We start from the raw sequence: 18,668 nt of genomic DNA on the forward strand, positions 1-18,668 counted from the left end.
CGATCGATACAACAGACAAGTCTAATAGACCACGCCGTTGCTGTGCTGCTCCCGAGGGTTTAAAAGAAAATGCCTACATTAAACATAATCCTTGTAGGAGCAGCCTTGCGCTGCGAAGAGGCCGGTAGCAACTTACATAATATTCATTGCTATCACTGGCCTCTTCGCAGCACAAGGCTGCTCCTACAGGGCGACGCCTATACCCTGGCGAACAGGGCAGGATGCATCAAGGCTTTTTCACAGCGTCCTTCACATTGCCTTTGATCTGCTGGGCTTCACCCTTCAGTTCCTGCGCCTTGCCTTCGGCCTTGAGCTTTTCATTGTCGGTCACTTTGCCGACGCCTTGTTTCACGTTACCGATTGCTTCGTTGGCCAAGCCTTTCGCTTTGTCTTTAGTACCGCTCATGGCAAAACTCCTGCAAATGGAGACACGTGAACCGTGTCGACAGTCTGTGGACCTGAGGCCCTTCGCAAGAGTTTCAACCAATTTGCCACGATCAAGCCGAGCGGCAAATCTGCGGGCGAATACCGCACCAATTCCCGCCAACCACCTGCGCAGGGCCGACTGCCTGCCCTAGAATCCCCGCATACGACCGCCTGCAATAAAAACAACGACTTATCGGAAAACCCGCCCCATGCGTTTGATGCCTGTGCTCGTGGCCATGCTGCCACTGCTCCCCCTGCCTGCCCTCGCCGCCTCGCCGGCCGTCACCGAAGCCCTGCGCGTCGAGCGCTATGCCGATGACGGCCAACCCGGCAGCCTGCGCTGGGCGATCGAGACCAGCAACCAGAACCCCGGCCACTACCGCATCGAGATTGCCGCGGTGGGCCAGGCGCCCTATGTGATTAAACCCACGCGCGCGCTGCCTGAAATCAAAGGCCCGGTGAGCATTACCGGCCTGGCTTGGGCCCGCGACGGCCAGTACATCGCCATCGACGGCTCGGGCTATATCAAAGACCAGGGCGTGCACACCTGCCCCGGCGCCCTGCCCGGCCAGTTCGGCACCAACGTACGCACCACAACCCACCCGGGCCTGGTACTGCGCGACACCCAGGGCGTGCACCTGAGCGGCCTGGAAGTGCGCAACTTCTGCATCGGCATCCTGGTCAACCGCGCTAGCGGCAACGTCATCGAAGACAACCGCGTCGTCGCCAACAAAGGCGGTGCCGGCATCATGCTCACCGGTGACGACGGCGCCGGTAACCCCACCGCCACCAGCACGGTCAACAACAAGGTGCTGCGCAACCAGCTGATCGACAACGGCGACGGCCTGGAGCTGACGCGTGGTGCGGCCTTCAACCTGGTGGCGGACAACCTGTTCCGCTCCACACCGGCCAACCCCGAGCCGTCCCAGGGCATCGAGATTCTGCTGGGCAATGACAACACAGTGGTGCGCAACCGTTTCGAGCACTACTCGGACGGCCTGCAGATCAACTGGGGCAACCGCAACTACCTGGGCGCCAACACCTTCACCGGTAACTCGATCGGCGTCAGCGTCACCGGCGAGGGCAACATCCTCGATGGCAACCTGATCCACGGTAACCGCATCGGCGTGGCCTTGCGCCCAGAGCCGAGCGTCACCGCCACACGCCTGAGCGCCAACCGCATCTGGAATAACAGCCAGGACATCCGCCGCTGCGAGGCCGGTGGCTCCTGCGTGCCAAACCAGCGCACCGGCGCCATCGTCTTCGGCGTGCCAGCGCAGGCGCATGCGTTGTATGTAGGGTCGCGCGGGGTGGGTGCGGAGCTGGCGAAGAAGGACCAAGCGATCATCTGCGATGCCAAGGGCGAACCCAAGCCTTGCCAACCGTTGCCTAACCACAACCAGCAGCCACCTCGGCTGATTGCGCTTGAGGGAAATGTGATTCGCGGCGAGGTGCAGGGGCCGGCGTCGAGCCTGTTGCGCGTCGAGTTGTTCGGCAATGCGCAGGCTGCGGGCAGCGAAGCGGAGCAGTATCTTGGGGAAGTGCTGGTGAACAGCGATGCCCAGGGGCAGGCGCGGTTTGCACATCCCCTGGAGAATATCGGCGGGTTGCGTAGCTTTACCGCGACGGTGACCACTGCCGATGGGGCCACTTCCGAGTTGAGCCGGCCGGTGAGTCGCTGAGGCAAATGGCCTCTTCGCGGGGCAAGCCCGCGAAGAGGCCGGCGCAGGCAAAGCGTATGGCAAACCTTGCCCCGCTAACCGCCACCCCTCACAATGCAGGCCTTATTACGCGTCAACCCGCAGGAACCTGCATGAAACTCGACAAACCCGCCGCCATCGCCCGGCGCAATGAAGCACTGGCCCGGCCCGTGCTGACCAGCAGCAACACCCTGTTCGCCATCCTCGACCCCAAACGCAACCTGTGGTGGTTCGAAGTGCCAGTGGCGCTGTTGGGCAAAGGCCAGCCCGATTGGGTCAACCTGCTGCTGCACACCCCGGACAGCGATGAGCTGCAGCACCTGAAAGTACCGACCAACTTCCTCAAGGCTCACCTGGAGCAGATGGAAGTGCGCAAGCCAGGCAAACGCCGTTCGACCATCAGCCTGGCCCTGAGCGCTGACCGCGACTCGCTGCTGCGCGACACCCGCCCGGGTGGCGAGCAGCTGGACTTCCGCACGTTCGTGCAGGCCTGATCAGACCCGCTCGATGCGATCGTCATGGATGACGATGCGGCCTTGCTTGAACAACGCACCAATGGCCTTCTTGAAGTTGCCCTTGCTGACGTTGAACAGCTTGGTGATCACTGCCGGGTCGCTCTTGTCGCACACCGGCAGCACACCGCCTTCGGCGTCCAGGCGCGCCATGATCTGCTCCTGCAGGCTGTCAGCCAGGGCAGCGCCCACCGGTTGCAGGCTCAGGGCGATCTTGCCGTCGTGGCGGATTTCCTTGATGAAGCCCTTCTCGTGCATCCCCGAACGCAGGAACTTGAACACCTCGTTCTTGTGGATCAGGCCCCAGTGGCGGTTGTTGATGATCGCCTTGAAGCCCATCGGCGTCTCGCCGGCCACCAGTAGCTCAACCGGCTGGCCGACCTGGTAATCGGCCGGGGTACGGTCCAGGTAGCGGTCCAGGCGCGCGGTCGCGGTGATGCGGCGGGTACGCTTGTCGAGGTACGCGTGCACCACGCAGTAGTCGCCAATCTTCAGTGGCCGCAACTCTTCCGAGTAAGGCATCAGCAAGTCCTTGGACAGGCCCCAGTCGAGGAAGATACCGGCACCATTGATGTCCTTGACCTTGAGGCTGGCGAACTCACCGACCTGCACCTTCGGCTTCTCGGTGGTAGCAATCAGCTGGTCTTCGCTGTCCAGGTAGATGAACACGTTCAACCAATCGTCTACCTCGGTCTCGGCGTTCTTCGGGATGTAACGCCCCGGCAGCAGGATCTCGCCATCGGCGCCGCCGTCCAGGTAGAGGCCGAATTCCACGTGTTTAACGATTTGCAAACTGTTGTAACGCCCAAGCAGAGCCATTTCCGATGTTCCTCAAGACAAGACGGCTATTCTACACCTGAAGCCACCGTACTGCCCGACCGCTGATTCGGTGGAACCGTCATCTTCCCCCTTGCGTCTACCGACTGGCCAGCCACTGCAAGGATCAGCACATGCCTCGACGCCTGCTCAAGCCCCTGCTCATCACCGTCGCGCTCGCCCTGGCCCTGGTCGCGTGCAGCCGCATCGACCTGGCCTACCGCAACCTGGACCGCCTGGTGCCGTGGTCGCTCGGTGACTACCTGGACATGAACCGCGACCAAAAGGTGCTGCTCGACGAGCGGCTCAGGCAGCATCTGGCCTGGCATTGCAAAACCCAACTGCCCAGTTACCTCGACTGGCTGGACCGGGTGCGGGCCATGGTCGCCGAAGACCAGGTGACCGACCAGGCGTTGCAGCAGCGCACCCGCGAAGCGCGCGAGGCGATTGGCCGGGTTGCCGAAGAAATCACCCCCTCCGCCACCGAACTGCTGCGTGGCATGAGCGACGCGCAGGTGGCGGAAATGCGCGAGGCGTTCCGCGACGACATCAGCGAACGGCAAAAGCAGTATGTCGATACGCCTTTGCCCAAGCAGATTGCCCGCCGCGCCGAGCGCATGGAAAAACGCCTGACGCCCTGGCTGGGTGAGCTCAATGCAGCGCAACGGCTACGTGTGCTGAGCTGGTCACAGGCGCTGGGCGATCAGAACCGCCAGTGGATCGCCAACCGTGCCCACTGGCAGCAACAGCTGGTGCTGGCAATGGACAAACGCAGCGATGCCAGCTTCGAACCGCGCCTGGCGCAGTTGCTGCAGCGCAAAGAGAGCCTGTGGACGCCGGAGTACCGCATCGCCTACCAGAACACCGAGCTGCAAGCACGCAGGTTGCTGGTCGACCTGATGCACTTGAGCACCCCGGAGCAGCGTCAGCTACTGCAGGCGCGACTGAGCAAGGTGCGCACCGATTTCAGCGAGTTGAAGTGCCTGAAGGGCTGAAACCCCAGACGTGCGTGGCGCTGATAGTTTGCGGCCGCAGCGCAGCCCCAGCGGTTACCGCACCTTACGCCGATACGGGAACACATCGATCACCTTCCCGTCGCGAATCGTTGCCTGCAAACCCTTCCAGTAATCCGCGTCATACAACTCGCCATGCAAGCGGCTGAACAAACGCCGCTGGCCCATATCGGCAAACAGAAACGGCGGGAACTCTTCGGGGAACACGTCATGCGGCCCGATCGAGTACCACGGCTCGCCTGACATCTCGTCTTCCGGGTAGCGCGCTGGCGGTATATGGCGGAAGTTCACCTCGGTCAGAAAACAGATTTCGTCATAGTCGTAAAACACCACCCGGCCATGGCGGGTGACGCCGAAGTTTTTCAGCAACATGTCGCCGGGGAAGATGTTCGCCGCCGCCAGTTGCTTGATGGCCAAGCCGTAATCTTCCAGCGCTTCGAGCACTTGGCCTTCGCTGGCGTGCTCCAAGTAAAGGTTGAGGGGCGTCATGCGCCGCTCGGTCCAGCAGTGGCGGATCAGCACCGTGTCGCCTTCCAGGGCAACCGTGGACGGCGCCACTTCCAGCAGCTCGGCCAGGCATTCTGGTTCGAACTTGCTGCGCGGAAAGCGAAAATCGGCGAACTCCTGGGTATCGGCCATGCGCCCTACCCGATCGACGCTTTTCACCAGGCGGTATTTGTCGATCACCGTGGCGCGGTCAACGGTCTTCGATGGTGAGAAACGGTCCTTGATGATCTTGAACACGGTGTTGAAGCCCGGCAGCGTGAACACGCTCATGACCATCCCACGCACCCCAGGCGCCATGATGAAGCGGTCGTCACTGCTGGCCAGGTGGTTGATCAGCGCCCGGTAGAACTCCGACTTGCCATGCTTGTAGAAACCGATCGAGGTGTACAACTCGGCAATGTGCTTGCCGGGCAGGATGCGCTTGAGGAAGTTGACGAACTCCGCCGGCACCGGCACATCGACCATGAAGTAAGAGCGGGTGAAGGAGAAGATGATCGACACCTCCGCCTCGTCGGTGATCAGCGCATCGGCCTCGATGCCATGGCCTTCGCGGTGCAACAAAGGGATAACCAGCGGCCACTGCTCGTCGCGGGTGTACAGGCGGCCGACCAGGTAAGCGCCCTTGTTGCGGTACAACACTGGCGAAAACAGCTCGACCGCCAGGGCCGGGTCCTTGCACACCCAGTCCGGCAGGCATTCGCGCAGTTGTTCTTCCAGCCGCGTCAGGTCGCCCTCAAGGTCACCATAGGGCACATCGAACGGGTAATCGGCGAAGATCGCCCGCAGCAGGCCCTTGAGCCCGTCCTCAAGCTGATAGGTGCGGGTTTGCGCCGCGCGCTCGTGGCTGCGCATGGAAGGCCGGGTGGTGTGGATGAACATGCAGCCGTCGCTGATCTGGTCATGGCTGAACAGGCTGCAGAACAGCGAGTTGTACCAGGTCTCGGACAACTCGTCGTCGAGCCGTGGGTCGATCAGGTGGATGTAGGCGCTCTTGACCAGCGGCCACTGCTCCACATCCAGCAGCACCTCATCGGCAACGCTCTGCCGTAGCCGGCCGTTGGCCTCGGCCACCTTTTCTTCATAGAGGTTGATACGCGCCGCCGCTGCGCGCTGGATGTCTTGCCAGCGCGCCTGCTCGAAGCGCTCACGGGCGCCGAGGGTGATGCGCCGAAAGTGTTCGCGGTAGTCATCGAAGCCATCGAGGATCATCTGGGCGATTTCGCTGGCAGGCCAGTGCTGGGACATGCAGGGCATCTCGGTGCAGGGTGAGAGATACAGCTTAGCCGGTCCACAGCCCGCCTAGATTCACAGCGCAAGAAAGCACAAGAATCCCACTCCCCCCTGGCGTAAACTCGCGCCCTGCCCGAAACCCGGAGACCGTTGTGACCCCCATTGCCCTAGCCCGCCTGCTGACCCTTGCCGCTGTCTGGGGGGCGAGTTTTTTGTTCATGCGCATCATCGCCCCCGAACTCGGCACCGTGCCGACCGCGTTTTTCCGCGTGTCGATCGCCTGCCTGGGCCTGGTCGCCATCGTCGCCGCCGCGCGGGTACGCTGGGACTTCCAAGGCAAGCTCGGCGCCTGCCTGGTGCTGGGCATGATCAACTCGGGCATCCCGGCGACGTTCTACTCCGTGGCCGCGCAAGTACTGCCAGCTGGCTACTCGGCGATTTTCAACGCCACCACACCGCTGATGGGCGTACTGATCGGCGTGCTGTTCTTCCGTGAACCGATGACCCTGCCCAAGCTCTGCGGCATCTTCCTGGGCCTGTTCGGCGTCGGCGTCCTCAGCGGCGCTGGCCCCGTCGCGCTGGACCTGGCCTTGCTGCAAGGCGCCCTCGCCTGCCTGGCGGCCACCACCTGTTATGGCTTCGCCGGTTTTCTCGCCCGCCGCTGGGTCAGCGGCCTGGACAGCCGCCTCTCGGCCCTGGGCAGCATGCTCGGCGCTACGCTCCTGCTGAGCCCGCTGTTCGCCTGGAGCGCCCTGGTTCAGCCCCCTGCCAGCTGGGGCGGCTGGCAGGTGTGGCTGTCGCTGCTCGGGTTGGGCCTGCTGTGCACCGCATTCGCCTACATCCTGTACTTCCGCCTGCTCGAAGAAATCGGCCCAGTCAAAGCCAGCACCGTGACCTTCCTGATCCCGGTATTCGGCGTATTGTGGGGGGCATGGTTGCTGGATGAACCGCTGTCGATGGCGCACCTGTACGGCGGTGTGCTGATTGGCGCGGCCTTGTGGCTGGTGCTGCGGCCGACGCGCCATTGAAGCGGGGCACACGATGAACAGTGCATACAAGAAGGTGTTGTTTCGCCTGGTGCAGGACGCAGACGGTTACCCGCCGGCCTCGGTCGAGGGCCTGTGGGCCAAGGCAGTCGACGGCGGCTACCAAGTCGATGGCATCCCGTTCTATGTCTACGGCATTGCGCCGGGCGACATCATCGACACGCGGGAGGACAGCGGTGAAACCTGGTTCGACAGCTTGCGCATCAGCAGCGGCCGCTCGGTGTTCCGGGTGATCGTCAAGCCACCGGAAACCCTCGACCAGGTGCGCGCAGCCCTGCAAGACTTCGGCTGCAACTGCGAAGCAGAACAGGCGGTGAGGATGCTTGCCGTCGAAGTCCCCTCGCAGCGCGCGCTCGACACCTTGCTCTACTACCTGCTGACCCAACGCGAAGCCGACCTGCTGGACTTCGAGGAAGGCGTGCTGCGGCACACCATCCCCGAAGAGTTTCGCTAGAGCGCTACGCTTACGCCTCCGCCAACCGCGCAGCCGGCTTGCGGAACACGAACAGCAAGCCCACCACGATCAGCCCCATCCCCAACAGGCTCAGCGCTGCCAAACGGTTACCGAAGATCAGGAAGTCCATCACCGCAGTCACCGCAGGCACCAGGTAGAACAGGCTGGTGACATTGACCAGATTGCCCTTGGCGATCAGGCGATACAGCAGCAGGGTGGCCAGCAACGACACCACCAGCCCCATCCACAGCAGTGCACCGACGAAGCCGCCGGTCCACTGCACGTGCAACGGCTGCAAGGGGGCGAACAGCGCGCACAGGGCAAACCCTGCCAGGTACTGCAACGGCAAGGTGCCCATGGGGTTGTCGGTGATGCGTTTCTGCAGGATCGAACCCAAGGTCATGCTGCCCAGCGCCAGCAGCGCGAACAGCATGCCGGCCAGGGACACCCCACCCAGGTTGATGCTTTGATAGACCACCATCACCAGGCCAGCAAGGCCCAGCCCCAGGCCGAACAGCCGGCTCCAGGAACGACGACGCTCCATCAGTACTACGGTGAGGATCGGTTGCACCCCCATCACCGTGGCCATCACGCCAGGGGTGACATGGGTATTGAGCGCCAGCAGATAGAAGATCTGGTAGGCCCCCAACAACACGCAGCCAGTGCCCAGGGCGCGCAGCACCGCCCCACGACTGCGCGGCCAACGCAGGCCCAACAAGGGGCCGATCATCAACAGGCCCGCAAGGGCCAGCGCCGAGCGCAATAACAGGAAAGCGAACGGGCTGGCGTGCGCCAGGCCCAGCTTGGAGACGATTGCACCGCTGCTCCACAGCAAGACGAACAGGCTGGTGGTGGCCGCCGAGGCCACGGATGCTTTGGAAATGACAGACATGTATTGCCACCTTTCGGGCGAATGAGCCGAACGGAGGGCGTACGCTTCAGCGAGGGAAGTAGCCGACCGTGTTCAGTAGGTTGCGAGTGCGGTGGGATGCGGCCAGAAGCCGATCAGCCCAGCACGACCACGCAAAGAGGCGGAGCTACGCCGCCTACAACGCCACTGACAGGTGGTGGGTAGTGACTGATCATGGCCGGCTGCTGGCTTCCACGCACGACCTCGCCCGCGACTGGCGCGAAGGCAAAGCATGAGGTAGAAGGGATGGCTGGCATGAACAGGTCTTCAGGATGAGATCAATGGCCTGGACTATAGCCCGGCGTTTTCTGGCTGGCAACTGGCTAAACCGACCTTTGTAGGCGCGGCCGTTGGTTAATTTTTCACCGCCTTGGCTCGTCTGAATGCGAAACACCGCACGCATTCACCCGCTCCGAGGACCACTCATGAACGCAAAAGCCTGGCTCTACCGGCCAGCCCAGATCACCTGCCTGCTGCTGGTCAGCGCCTACGCCCACGCGGCCAAGCCAGGTGATGTATTCCAGGACTGCAAGGACTGCCCAGAAATGGTGGTACTGCCCGCCGGCAGCTACGTGATGGGCGCACCCGATGACGAAGCCGGCCGCCAGCCCGACGAAGGCCCGCTGCACACCGTGACCTTCGCCAAGCCTTTCGCGATGAGCCGCTATCAAGTCACCGCCGGCGAGCTGGACGCCTACATCAAGGCCACCGGCACCGTCATCAAGAGCGGCGACGACCGCCCCGGGCGCTGGTGCGAAGCCAGCAAGCCCACCTACAAACAAACGGCCCGCCAACCTGCGGTGTGCGTCGACTACGACGAAGTCCAGGCCTACACCGTGTGGCTGGCAAAAAAAACCGGCAAGCCCTACCGCATGGTCAGCGAGGCTGAACGTGAATACGCCGCCCGCGGCGGTTCTACCGGCCCGTTCCCCTTCCCGTTCGACGCGCCGGGAAAGTACGAGATCAGCAAGCACGCCAACACCTACGGCCCCCGTGACGGCTACACCTTCACCGCCCCCGTGGGCAGCTACCCGGCCAATGCCTTCGGCATGTACGACATGCACGGCAACGTCTACGAGTGGGTCGCCGACTGCTACCACGAAAGCTACGAAGGCGCCCCTACCGACGGCAGCGCCTGGATCCAGGACCCCAAGTGCATCCGCGCGCACATGCGCGGCAACGACTGGGGCGAGCCACCGATCTTCTCGCGCTCGGCCAACCGCAACGACCGCCTCAAGACCACCCGTGGCGACTTCCTCGGCTTTCGCGTAGCCCGCGAACTCTGAACGTTGTGACGCGGTTAACAGCACCTGCGGAAAAACAGTCAATAAGAATCGTTCCGGTTTTTCACAGGTGCTGCGTCACATACAGCACATAGAAAAAACCCCTCTGCCAACGAGAACGCAACAGATGTCCATGCCATTGCCCAGTGCGCTCAACCCGCTTGCCAAAGCCTTATTGATTCGTCATTCCCTTCGCCCCCAGCGTGCGCTGTCACGCATTGGCCTGGGCCTGGCGCTGTCCTCTGCGCTGGTTGCACAGGTGCAGGCACAGGAATGGACCCTGGATATTCCCGCGCAGTCGATGAACTCGGCGCTGCAGGCGCTGGCCAAGCAGACGGATACTCAACTGCTGTACAGCCCACAAGATATCAGCGGGCTGCGTTCTTCGGCACTGAAGGGGCGCCATGACCTGGCGTCATCGCTGCGCATCCTCTTGCAAGGGACGGGGTTGAGGTACCAGATCGATGGCAACTCGGCGACGGTGACCGCGAGTTCGGCCGCAAAGGAAGGCCAGGTCGAGCTTTCGGCGACCAACGTCAATAGCGTGGGCCTCGGCGCTACTACCGAAGGCACCGGTTCGTACACCACAGGTATCACCAGTACAGCCACGAAGATGAACCTGTCGCTTCGTGAAACGCCTCAATCGGTCACCGTGATGACGCGTCAACGCATGGATGATCAACACCTCAGCGCCATCACCGATGTGCTCAAAGAGACCCCAGGGATCACCATGTCCCAGGATGGCGGGGAGCGCTTCAACATCTACGCCCGCGGGAGTGCCATCGATACCTACCAGTTCGACGGCGTCAATACCAGCCAGGAAAACCAGACGCGCAACATGCCCAGCACGCTGCTGGACATGGCCTTGTATGACCGGGTCGAGATCGTCCGTGGCGCCACGGGCCTGATGACCGGTGCCGGCGAGCCTGGCGGCGTGATCAACTTGATCCGCAAGAAGCCGACCCGCGAGTTCAAATCCTATGTCAAGGGCAGTGTTGGATCCTGGGATAACTACCGCAGCGAAGTCGATGTCTCCGGCCCACTGACAGAAACAGGTAACGTCCGAGGGCGCATGGTTGCGGCCAAGCAAGACAACCACACGTTCATGGACTGGTATGACCAGAAGCGGGAAATCCTCTACGGCGTCGTCGAAGCCGACCTGACCGACACGACCCTCGTGCGTTTTGGTGTCGACTACCAGAAGTACAAATCGACGGGCGCGCCGGGTGTCCCGCTGCTGTTCACCAATGGCAAGCAAACCGATTTCTCACGATCCACCAGCTCCGGCGCTCGGTGGATGTACGATGATTTCGAGACCATGAACTACACGGCGACCTTGGAGCAGCAGTTGGTCAACGACTGGAAGCTCAGGGTGGTGGCCAATTACATGGACGTCGATCGCGATGCTGACCTGGGCTGGTACCGCAGCACGTCCGGGGTCACGTACTTGAACGAGGAAACCGGCGCTGCAAGCGCCGAACGGGCAAAGATTTCCGCCGATCAAACCCAGAAGGGCTTGGACGTCAACCTCGCCGGCACTTACGAGCTGTTCGGCCGTTCCCACGACTTGGTCGTGGGGTACAACTATTCCGAATATGAAAACGACCACCACTCGCAGACCGGTGGTATCGCCACGTTCAATTTCTACACCTGGGATAACTACCTGGCCCGCGACGGCTACCGGCCCTCTCTGATTTTCAACATCAAGACACGACAAAGCGGTTACTTCGTGGCCAACCGTTTCAACATTACCGATGACCTGCACCTGCTGCTGGGTGCACGGGTTTCGCAATACACTTACGACTCCGACCTGACCTCGCTGATTGCCAACACCAACACGGTCAGCAAGATGCGTGAAACCGGCCAGGTAACCCCCTATGCCGGTGTGGTCTACGACCTGACCCCTGAACAGTCTGTCTATGTCAGCTATACCGACATCTTCAAGCCGCAGACGTCGATGGACAAAGACGGCAAGGTACTCGAGCCTGTGGTCGGCAAGAACTACGAATTGGGGTGGAAAGGCGAGTTCTTCGATGGCCGCCTGAATACCAGCGCCGCCGTGTTCATGGTAGAGCGGGACAACTTCGCTGAAATTGATCCGGGCCAACTCACACCAACCAATGGCCAGGCGTACCGTGCCGTAGACGGCGCGAAAACCAAGGGCTTTGAGTTTGAAATCGCGGGTGAGATCGCGCCTGGCTGGAATGTACAAACCGGCTACAGCCATGCCCGTACCGAGAACGCCGACGGCGACCGTCTGACGACCCAATTGCCCATGGACACGTTCCGCCTGTGGAGCACTTATCGCTTCCAGGGCAACTGGGACAAGCTGACCGTAGGCGGTGGCGTCAACTGGGATTCCAGCAAAGCGTTGACGTTCACCAACTTCAACAATGCCAAGGTCAAGGATGACGACTATGCCGTGGCCAGCCTGATGGCGCGTTACCAGGTCACCGACCACTTGGCGGCAACGCTGAATGTGAACAACCTGTTCGACGAAAAGTACTACTCTGGCATGGCCGGCAGTTATGGCCACTATGGTGCACCGCGTAATGCCACGCTCGACCTGCGCTACGACTTCTGATGGCGTTCATCTAGCCAGGCGGGTCTAGCCGGCCACGGTGCATACGACAGGCCTGTTGATAACGGCGCTTCCCTAACCGGAGCGCCGTTTTTTCATGCCCAGCCTTTGCGAAGGCGAGCGCCATTTACGCCTGCATACAAAAAGGGGCTATCCCGTACGGATAGCCCCTCTTGGTACTTCTACAAGGCCGTTGTTACGCGACCGTATCCACCTCCCTCAACTTAGCCACCAGGCTCTCGATCACCTCTGCATGCTTGAGGATGTCATAGTGGCCAGCTGAGACAGCGTTGCTTTCAGCATAGGCATGGGTCCAGGCAGGGCTCACGCTGCCGCCTGCCCACCAGCACGATGCCAATGCCTGGGTGGCCGGAAGCGGCTCGACCCCTTGCGACAACACCTTCAGCCGCATGGCAACGATGAATGTATGAGCCAATTCAGCGCTGCCGACTTCGGCAAACGCTGACTGCCCACCCTGCATCGCGCAGACTTCGTCGATCACCTGCTCCAGCATTGCAGTTGCAGTACCGGCTGGCACTGAGCCAATAGCCAGTTGTTCCTTGGGTACGCCCAACACGACACCCAGGAAGCCGCGTAGGTCATCGCTCCAGTCACCTTGCACGTCATTTGGCTCGGTCCCCGGCATGAAGCTGTCGACCAGCCCGAGCAACGATACCTGCTGGCCCTGGCTTTCCAGTTCCTGGGCCACCAGCACGGCCAGCGTCCCCCCCAACGACCAACCCAGCAGGCGGTAAGGCCCTTCGGGCTGCTTCTGGCGGATGTACTGGGCGTAATCGATGGCCATCGACTGAAGCGAATCGTCCACCCAGTCACGGTCGAGCAGCATTCGGCATTGCACACCGTATACGCTGCAGCGCCCCTCCAGGCGTCGGGCCAGTGGTTCATAATCGAACACCGTACCAAAGCCCGCGTGCAGGCAGAACAGGGGGGCCACATCGGGCACCCGGCTGTTGAGCAGCAACAAAGGATCGAGGCTTTCATCGGCGGCGGCATAGCCACTGAGTTCACCGATGGTCGGTTTAGCCATGACGTCCCGCAGTTTCAGCTCTATCGGAATATCATCGCTGGCGCGGACCTTCGACAACATCTTGAGCACCCGCAGCGAGTCACCGCCAAGCTCGAAGAAGTTGTCGTCCACACCCACACTTTGCACGCCCAGCACCTCTTGCCAGATGTTCACCAAGGCCTGCTCCACGGCATTGCGCGGTGCAATCCGTTGCCGCTGTGCTGCAAACTCAGGGGCAGGCAATGCATTGCGATCGATTTTGCCATTAGGTGTGAGCGGCAGCGTCGGCAACAGCACCAACTGCGCAGGCACCATGTAGTCAGGCAGCTCGGCGCGCAGAGCCTCACGCAGCTGCATCGCATCGGTTGCGGCCGTACCGGTGACCACATACCCGACCAGCTGTTTGCCGGCAGCGCCCTCACGCGCCACGACTACGGCATCCCTGACATCGGCCAGGTTACGCAAGCGCGCTTCGATTTCGCCCGGTTCGATACGGAAGCCGCGCACCTTCAGCTGGCTGTCCAGGCGCCCAATGAAATCGATCACCCCGTCAGCACGGCGGCGCACGCGGTCCCCCGTCCGATACAGGCGCGAACCTTCGGCGAAGGGGTCGGCCACGAAACGCTCGGCCGTCAGGGCACTGCGCTGGTGGTAACCCCGCGCCACACCCTCGCCCCCGATGTACAGCTCACCCGCGACACCCTCGGGCAGCGGGTTGAGGTCATCATCGAGTACATGCAAGGTGCGCTGGCCGACCCGATCACCGATCGGCGCATACACCGCCTCGCAACGCTGCTGTGCCGATACCTTCCACAGCATCGGCGTCACTACCGTTTCTGTAGGCCCATAACCATTGGTCAAGAACTGCGGTTGCAAGGTGCGCTTGACCAATTCGAACAAGGCATCGGGTACCGCATCCCCGCCGAAGCAATAGATGCGTACCGCAGGTGGCGCCTCTGGCTGACTCTCGGCAAACTCGGCCAACTGCTGCAGGTAGGCTGGCGGGAAGCACGCAATATCGATACTTTGTGCCTGCAGCACCTGCCAGGTTTCTTCCGCGGTCCACAAGCGGTTCTCGCGAACCACCAGGCAACCACCGGAGGACAGGGTGGAAAGCCACCGTTCCTGGGCTCCGTCGAAGGCAAACGACATGAACAACAACTCGCGCGTGGCCTCGTCCATTTCATACAACTGGGCGATGGCCTGGCAGTGCATGCGGATTTGCCCATGGCTTACCGCCACACCTTTCGGCTTGCCGGTAGAGCCAGAGGTGTAGATCAGGTAAGCGAGGTTGTCTTCCTGTACCTGAAGCTGGGGTGCAGTCGACGGCAGCTGCGACAGCGACAACTGGTCCAGTGCCACCACGTGTTGTACGTCACCCAAACGCTCACGCAGGCTGCTGCTGGTCAGCAGCAGGTGCATGTGCGAATCCTCCACGATCCACTGCAGACGTTCCTGCGGGTAGTCAATGTCCAGTGGTACATAGGCCGCGCCGGTTTTCATCACGGCCAGGAAGGCCACGATCGTCTCGACCGAACGCTCCAGCGCAACCCCCACCGTCGCTTCAGGCTGCGCGCCCAGGCTGATCAAATGGTGCGCAAGGCGGTTGGCGCGTTCGTCCAGTTGCGCATACGTCAGTTGCTGCCCATCACAGATGACAGCCACAGCTTGCGGCCTGGCTACCGCGTGTTGGGCAATGCGCACAGCCAGCAACGGCAGGCCCTGTTGCTTAGGTTGCAGTTGGTTGCGCTCGCGTGCCTTGAGCGACTGCATCGGCGTGAGCATGTCCAGGCTGCCTATCGCTGCGTTCGGGTTATCCAGTATCCCGGTGAGTAAGCGCTCAAAGCTGCCCCGGATCATGTCCGTTGCCGCATGAGTCAAGCGGTTTCGCAGGTACAGGAACTCGACGGACAAGGTCTCGCCCAGGTGTACGGCGAGGTCCATGGCATAGTTGGTCACGTCACGGCTACTGACTTCACCGAACCGCAGTGTGCCAGCCCCTTCCTCGCGCAGACGCTCATCGACTGGATAGTTCTCGAAGACCACGATGCTGTCGAACAGCGGTTGCCCCGCGCGCCCTGCCCAACGCTGGACGTCAGACAAGGCAGCATGTTCATGGTCTCGCAGTTCCAGGTTGTAGGCCTGAAGCTGACGTACCCACTCACCGACAACGTGATGAGGTTGTGCTGACTGCACCACTGGCAAGGTATTGATGAACAGCCCGAGCATCTCATCGGCGCCGGCCAAACCTGCTGGCCGCCCAGCTACCGTGGCCCCGAAGCACACCGTGGATTGCCCGGTATAGCGCTGCAAGAGCAACAGCCAAGTGGCCTGAATCAAGGTGTTCGGGGTGACGCGCAGACGCTGTGCCTGTTCGCGTAAACGGGAAGTCTGCTGGCGGTCCCATTTCAGATACAGGGCATCATGGCCAACCTGCTTGGCATCAGGCTGTGGCGCTATGCTGCCCGCCAGCAGCGTCGGGCTTTCCAGCCCTTGCAACTTACTGCCCCAGAACGTCTCGAGCGCGCTTTGCGGCTGCTCGCCCAGCCAACGGATGTAGTCAGCGAAGCGGCCGAGCGGCGCCTTGGCAGCATGACCGTGGTAATGCTGCAGCACCTCGCCCAGCAGGCGTGAGTTGCTCCAGCCATCCATCAGGATGTGATGGCGTGTCCAGATCAGGTGCAAGCGTGCGTCTTCGAGCTTGACCAATGTCAACCTCATCAGCGGTGCAGCCATCAGGTCAAAGCCTTCTGCCGCCTCCCTTGCAGCCAGGTCTTGCAATGCCTGAGCGGTATCATCACGGCCGCGCCAGTCAAGCACTTGCACAGGCAGGGTGGCGTGGCGATGGACCACTTGCAGCGGCTGGTCTGCTTTGGCAGACAACCAGAAGCCGGTACGCAGGATGTCATGGCGCGCAATCACATGGTTCCAGGCCGCGATGAAACGCTCGACTTCAAGGCCTTCGACTTCTACTGCGGTCTGGTTGATGTAGAGCGCGGCTTCCGAGCCCTGCAGCGTGTGGAAGAGCATGCCCTGCTGCATCGGGGATAGCGGGTAGAGATCGGCAATGTCCGCAGCTGCAACCGGCAAGCTGTCCAGCTGAGCCTGGGTAAGGCCCGCCAATGGGAAGTCCGATGGTGTGACACCGCGATGGGACGGTTCGCAGCAGTGGGCCACCAACGCTCTCAACTCATCGGCATACGCGTCCGCCAGCTGCTTGAGTGTCGCCTCGTCGAACCGCTCGCGGCTGAAACTCCAGCTCACCTTCAATTCGCCGCCATACACCTGGCTGTTCACTGTCAGCAAGCTGGGCAATGGCGCGTCTGCGTCCTGGTTAGCACCCGCGTACTCCTTGGCAGGCACGAACAGGCTCGACTCGCCGTCAAAGCTACCGTCGAACTGCCCCAGGTAGTTGAACACGATTTCCCCCTGGGGCAGCGCCGCGAGCACATCACGCGCGTTGTCCCCGCCCAGGTATCGCAGCAGACCATACCCGACCCCTTTATTGGGTACTGCGCGCAATTGCTCCTTGATGGCCTTGATCGATTCGGCCAGGCCAGCGTGAGGGCGCAAGGTGATCGGATACATGCTGGTAAACCAGCCTACCGTGCGGCTCAGGTCGATGCCATCGAACAGGTCTTCCCGACCATGGCCTTCCAGGCGCACCAACACGTCCGGGCGCCCCGTCCAACGGCCCACTACCCTGGCCAGCGCAGTCAGCAGCAAGTCGTTGATCTGTGTGCGATAGGCCACCGGGGCTTGCTGAAGCAGTTGCCGCGTGGTCTCGCGGTCCAATTTGGTGCTGACCGACGCCGCATGTTTGAGCAGGTTTTCGCCTTGCGGGTAGTCACACGGCAGCGCGTCATTGGCGCCCTGCAGTTGTGTTTGCCAGAAGCCCAGCTCGGCCTGCAACTCAGGGCTGGTGGCATGACGCTGTACATGCTCCGCCCAGACTTTGAACGCGCAGGTCTTGGCCGGCAAGCGCAGCGCATTACCGGCCCGCAGTGCTTGGTATGCCTGTTGCAAATCCTCCAACAGCACCCGCCACGACACACCATCCACAACCAGGTGGTGGATCACCAGCAGCACGCGTTGGCTGCCATCGGCGAGGTTAGCCAGCACCGCCCGCAACAGCGGGCCCTGCTCCAGGCTCAAGCTGCGCTGGGCTTCTTCGACAAGAGGCTGAAGGTCGTCTGCATTGACGGCCGAGCGCGTCCACAGTTGATGGGGTAGCGCTTCGCGGAACTCGGCTTGCCAGGCGCCACCCTTCGACTCGAAGCGCAAGCGCAGTACATCATGGTGCTCGACCAGTGCGAGCAAAGCTGCGTCCAGCGTATCCGAGTCCAGTCGTTCACTCGGTGTCAGCAGTACCGACTGGTTCCAGTGGTGTCGTTGAGGAATATCCGCCTCGAAGAACCAGTGCTGAATCGGTATCAGCGGCGTGACGCCGGTTACCGGCCCTTGATCGATGACAGCACTCGCCGCGCGGCGGGCCACGGCTGCCAGGCCTTGAACTGTTTGAGCCTGGAACAATTCCTTGGGTGTGAACTGGATGTTTTGCAGGCGTGCGCGACTGACCACCTGCAGCGACACGATAGAGTCGCCCCCCAACTCGAAGAAGTTGTCACTCAAGCCGACGCGTTCCAACCTGAGTACATCTGCCCAGATCGCCGCGATCTGCTGCTCCATTTCGGTCTGGGGTTCGATGTATTCGCCTTGCAGCAAACTGGCATCCGGTTGCGGCAGGGCCTTGCGGTCCAGCTTGCCGTTCGGTGTTACCGGCAGCGTGCTCAGCAACAGCAGGTGCGCGGGCACCATGTAATCCGGCAGCCCGGCCTTGAGGGCCTCACGCAGGCTGTCGCGCAACGCGGCCTCGTCTTGCGTGCTGTCGGCGGGTACCACATAGCCCACCAACTGCTTGCCACTCGGCCCGTCCTGGGCCAGCACCACCGCTTCCTGCACCGCTGGCAATTCCAGCAGGCGCGCTTCGATTTCACCTAGTTCAATCCGCAACCCGCGGATCTTCACCTGGTGGTCGAGACGCCCGGCGTAGTCGATCACGCCGTCGGCGTTGTAACGCGCCAGGTCACCGGTGCGGTACAGGCGCCCGCCGTTGTCGCTGAACGGGTCCGGCACGAAGCGCTCGGCCGTCAGCGCCGGGCG

The 18,668-nt window shown here is 61.9% G+C and carries 12 protein-coding genes; 7 read left to right on the forward strand and 5 right to left on the reverse strand.

Going from position 1 to position 18,668, the window contains the following annotated elements; all coding sequences use genetic code 11:
* Positions 1-226: 226 nt before the first annotated feature.
* Positions 227-406, reverse strand: a complete 180-nt coding sequence (locus tag D886_RS0106745; RefSeq protein ID WP_027593166.1) for a CsbD family protein — start codon at positions 404-406, stop codon at positions 227-229.
* Positions 407-635: 229 nt separating this feature from the next.
* On the opposite strand from D886_RS0106745, the gene D886_RS0106750 reads away from it, so the two are divergent.
* Together D886_RS0106750 and D886_RS0106755 are read left to right on the forward strand one after the other, a co-directional pair.
* Positions 636-2,108: a nitrous oxide reductase family maturation protein NosD gene (locus D886_RS0106750; RefSeq protein WP_027593167.1), complete on the forward strand. Its 1,473-nt coding sequence runs from the start codon at positions 636-638 to the stop codon at positions 2,106-2,108.
* Between the two features lie 131 nt (positions 2,109-2,239).
* Positions 2,240-2,620 carry a hypothetical protein gene (locus D886_RS0106755; RefSeq protein ID WP_027593168.1) on the forward strand — a complete coding sequence of 127 codons (381 nt, stop codon included), beginning with the start codon at positions 2,240-2,242 and terminating at the stop codon, positions 2,618-2,620.
* On the opposite strand, the gene D886_RS0106760 is transcribed toward D886_RS0106755, so the two are convergent.
* Entirely contained in the window at positions 2,621-3,457 is an 837-nt protein-coding gene (locus D886_RS0106760) for a S1 RNA-binding domain-containing protein (RefSeq protein ID WP_027593169.1), read from the reverse strand.
* 131 nt (positions 3,458-3,588) lie between these two features.
* Between D886_RS0106760 and D886_RS0106765 the strand changes: the two genes are divergently transcribed.
* A complete protein-coding gene (locus tag D886_RS0106765; protein WP_027593170.1) occupies positions 3,589-4,449 on the forward strand; it encodes a DUF6279 family lipoprotein in 861 nt (286 codons plus the stop codon).
* Positions 4,450-4,503: 54 nt separating this feature from the next.
* On the opposite strand, the gene aceK is transcribed toward D886_RS0106765, so the two are convergent.
* The gene (aceK, locus tag D886_RS0106770; RefSeq protein ID WP_027593171.1) at positions 4,504-6,219 is read right to left on the reverse strand and encodes a bifunctional isocitrate dehydrogenase kinase/phosphatase; all 1,716 of its coding nucleotides are present in this window, start codon (positions 6,217-6,219) and stop codon (positions 4,504-4,506) included.
* Between the two features lie 137 nt (positions 6,220-6,356).
* On the opposite strand from aceK, the gene D886_RS0106775 reads away from it, so the two are divergent.
* Together D886_RS0106775 and D886_RS0106780 are read left to right on the forward strand one after the other, a co-directional pair.
* Positions 6,357-7,232 carry a DMT family transporter gene (locus tag D886_RS0106775; protein ID WP_027593172.1) on the forward strand — a complete coding sequence of 292 codons (876 nt, stop codon included), beginning with the start codon at positions 6,357-6,359 and terminating at the stop codon, positions 7,230-7,232.
* A gap of 13 nt (positions 7,233-7,245) precedes the next feature.
* On the forward strand, positions 7,246-7,704 hold the full coding sequence (locus D886_RS0106780) for a DUF4265 domain-containing protein (protein ID WP_027593173.1): 459 nt from the start codon (positions 7,246-7,248) through the stop codon (positions 7,702-7,704).
* A gap of 10 nt (positions 7,705-7,714) precedes the next feature.
* Here D886_RS0106780 and D886_RS0106785 read toward each other — a convergent pair whose 3' ends face one another.
* A complete protein-coding gene (locus D886_RS0106785; protein WP_027593174.1) occupies positions 7,715-8,596 on the reverse strand; it encodes a DMT family transporter in 882 nt (293 codons plus the stop codon).
* A gap of 443 nt (positions 8,597-9,039) precedes the next feature.
* On the opposite strand from D886_RS0106785, the gene D886_RS0106790 reads away from it, so the two are divergent.
* Both D886_RS0106790 and D886_RS0106795 read left to right on the forward strand, forming a co-directional pair.
* Complete coding sequence (locus tag D886_RS0106790) at positions 9,040-9,900, forward strand: formylglycine-generating enzyme family protein (RefSeq protein WP_027593175.1); 861 nt, start codon at positions 9,040-9,042, stop codon at positions 9,898-9,900.
* A 124-nt stretch (positions 9,901-10,024) separates the two neighbouring features.
* On the forward strand, positions 10,025-12,481 hold the full coding sequence (locus tag D886_RS0106795; protein ID WP_027593176.1) for a TonB-dependent receptor: 2,457 nt from the start codon (positions 10,025-10,027) through the stop codon (positions 12,479-12,481).
* Between the two features lie 193 nt (positions 12,482-12,674).
* On the opposite strand, the gene D886_RS26780 is transcribed toward D886_RS0106795, so the two are convergent.
* Positions 12,675-18,668 (reverse strand): non-ribosomal peptide synthetase (locus D886_RS26780; protein WP_033693992.1); only part of this gene is annotated, 5,994 nt, incomplete at its 5' end.

Source organism: Pseudomonas sp. LAIL14HWK12:I7 (genome assembly GCF_000483465.1).
Lineage (GTDB): Bacteria > Pseudomonadota > Gammaproteobacteria > Pseudomonadales > Pseudomonadaceae > Aquipseudomonas > Aquipseudomonas kermanshahensis.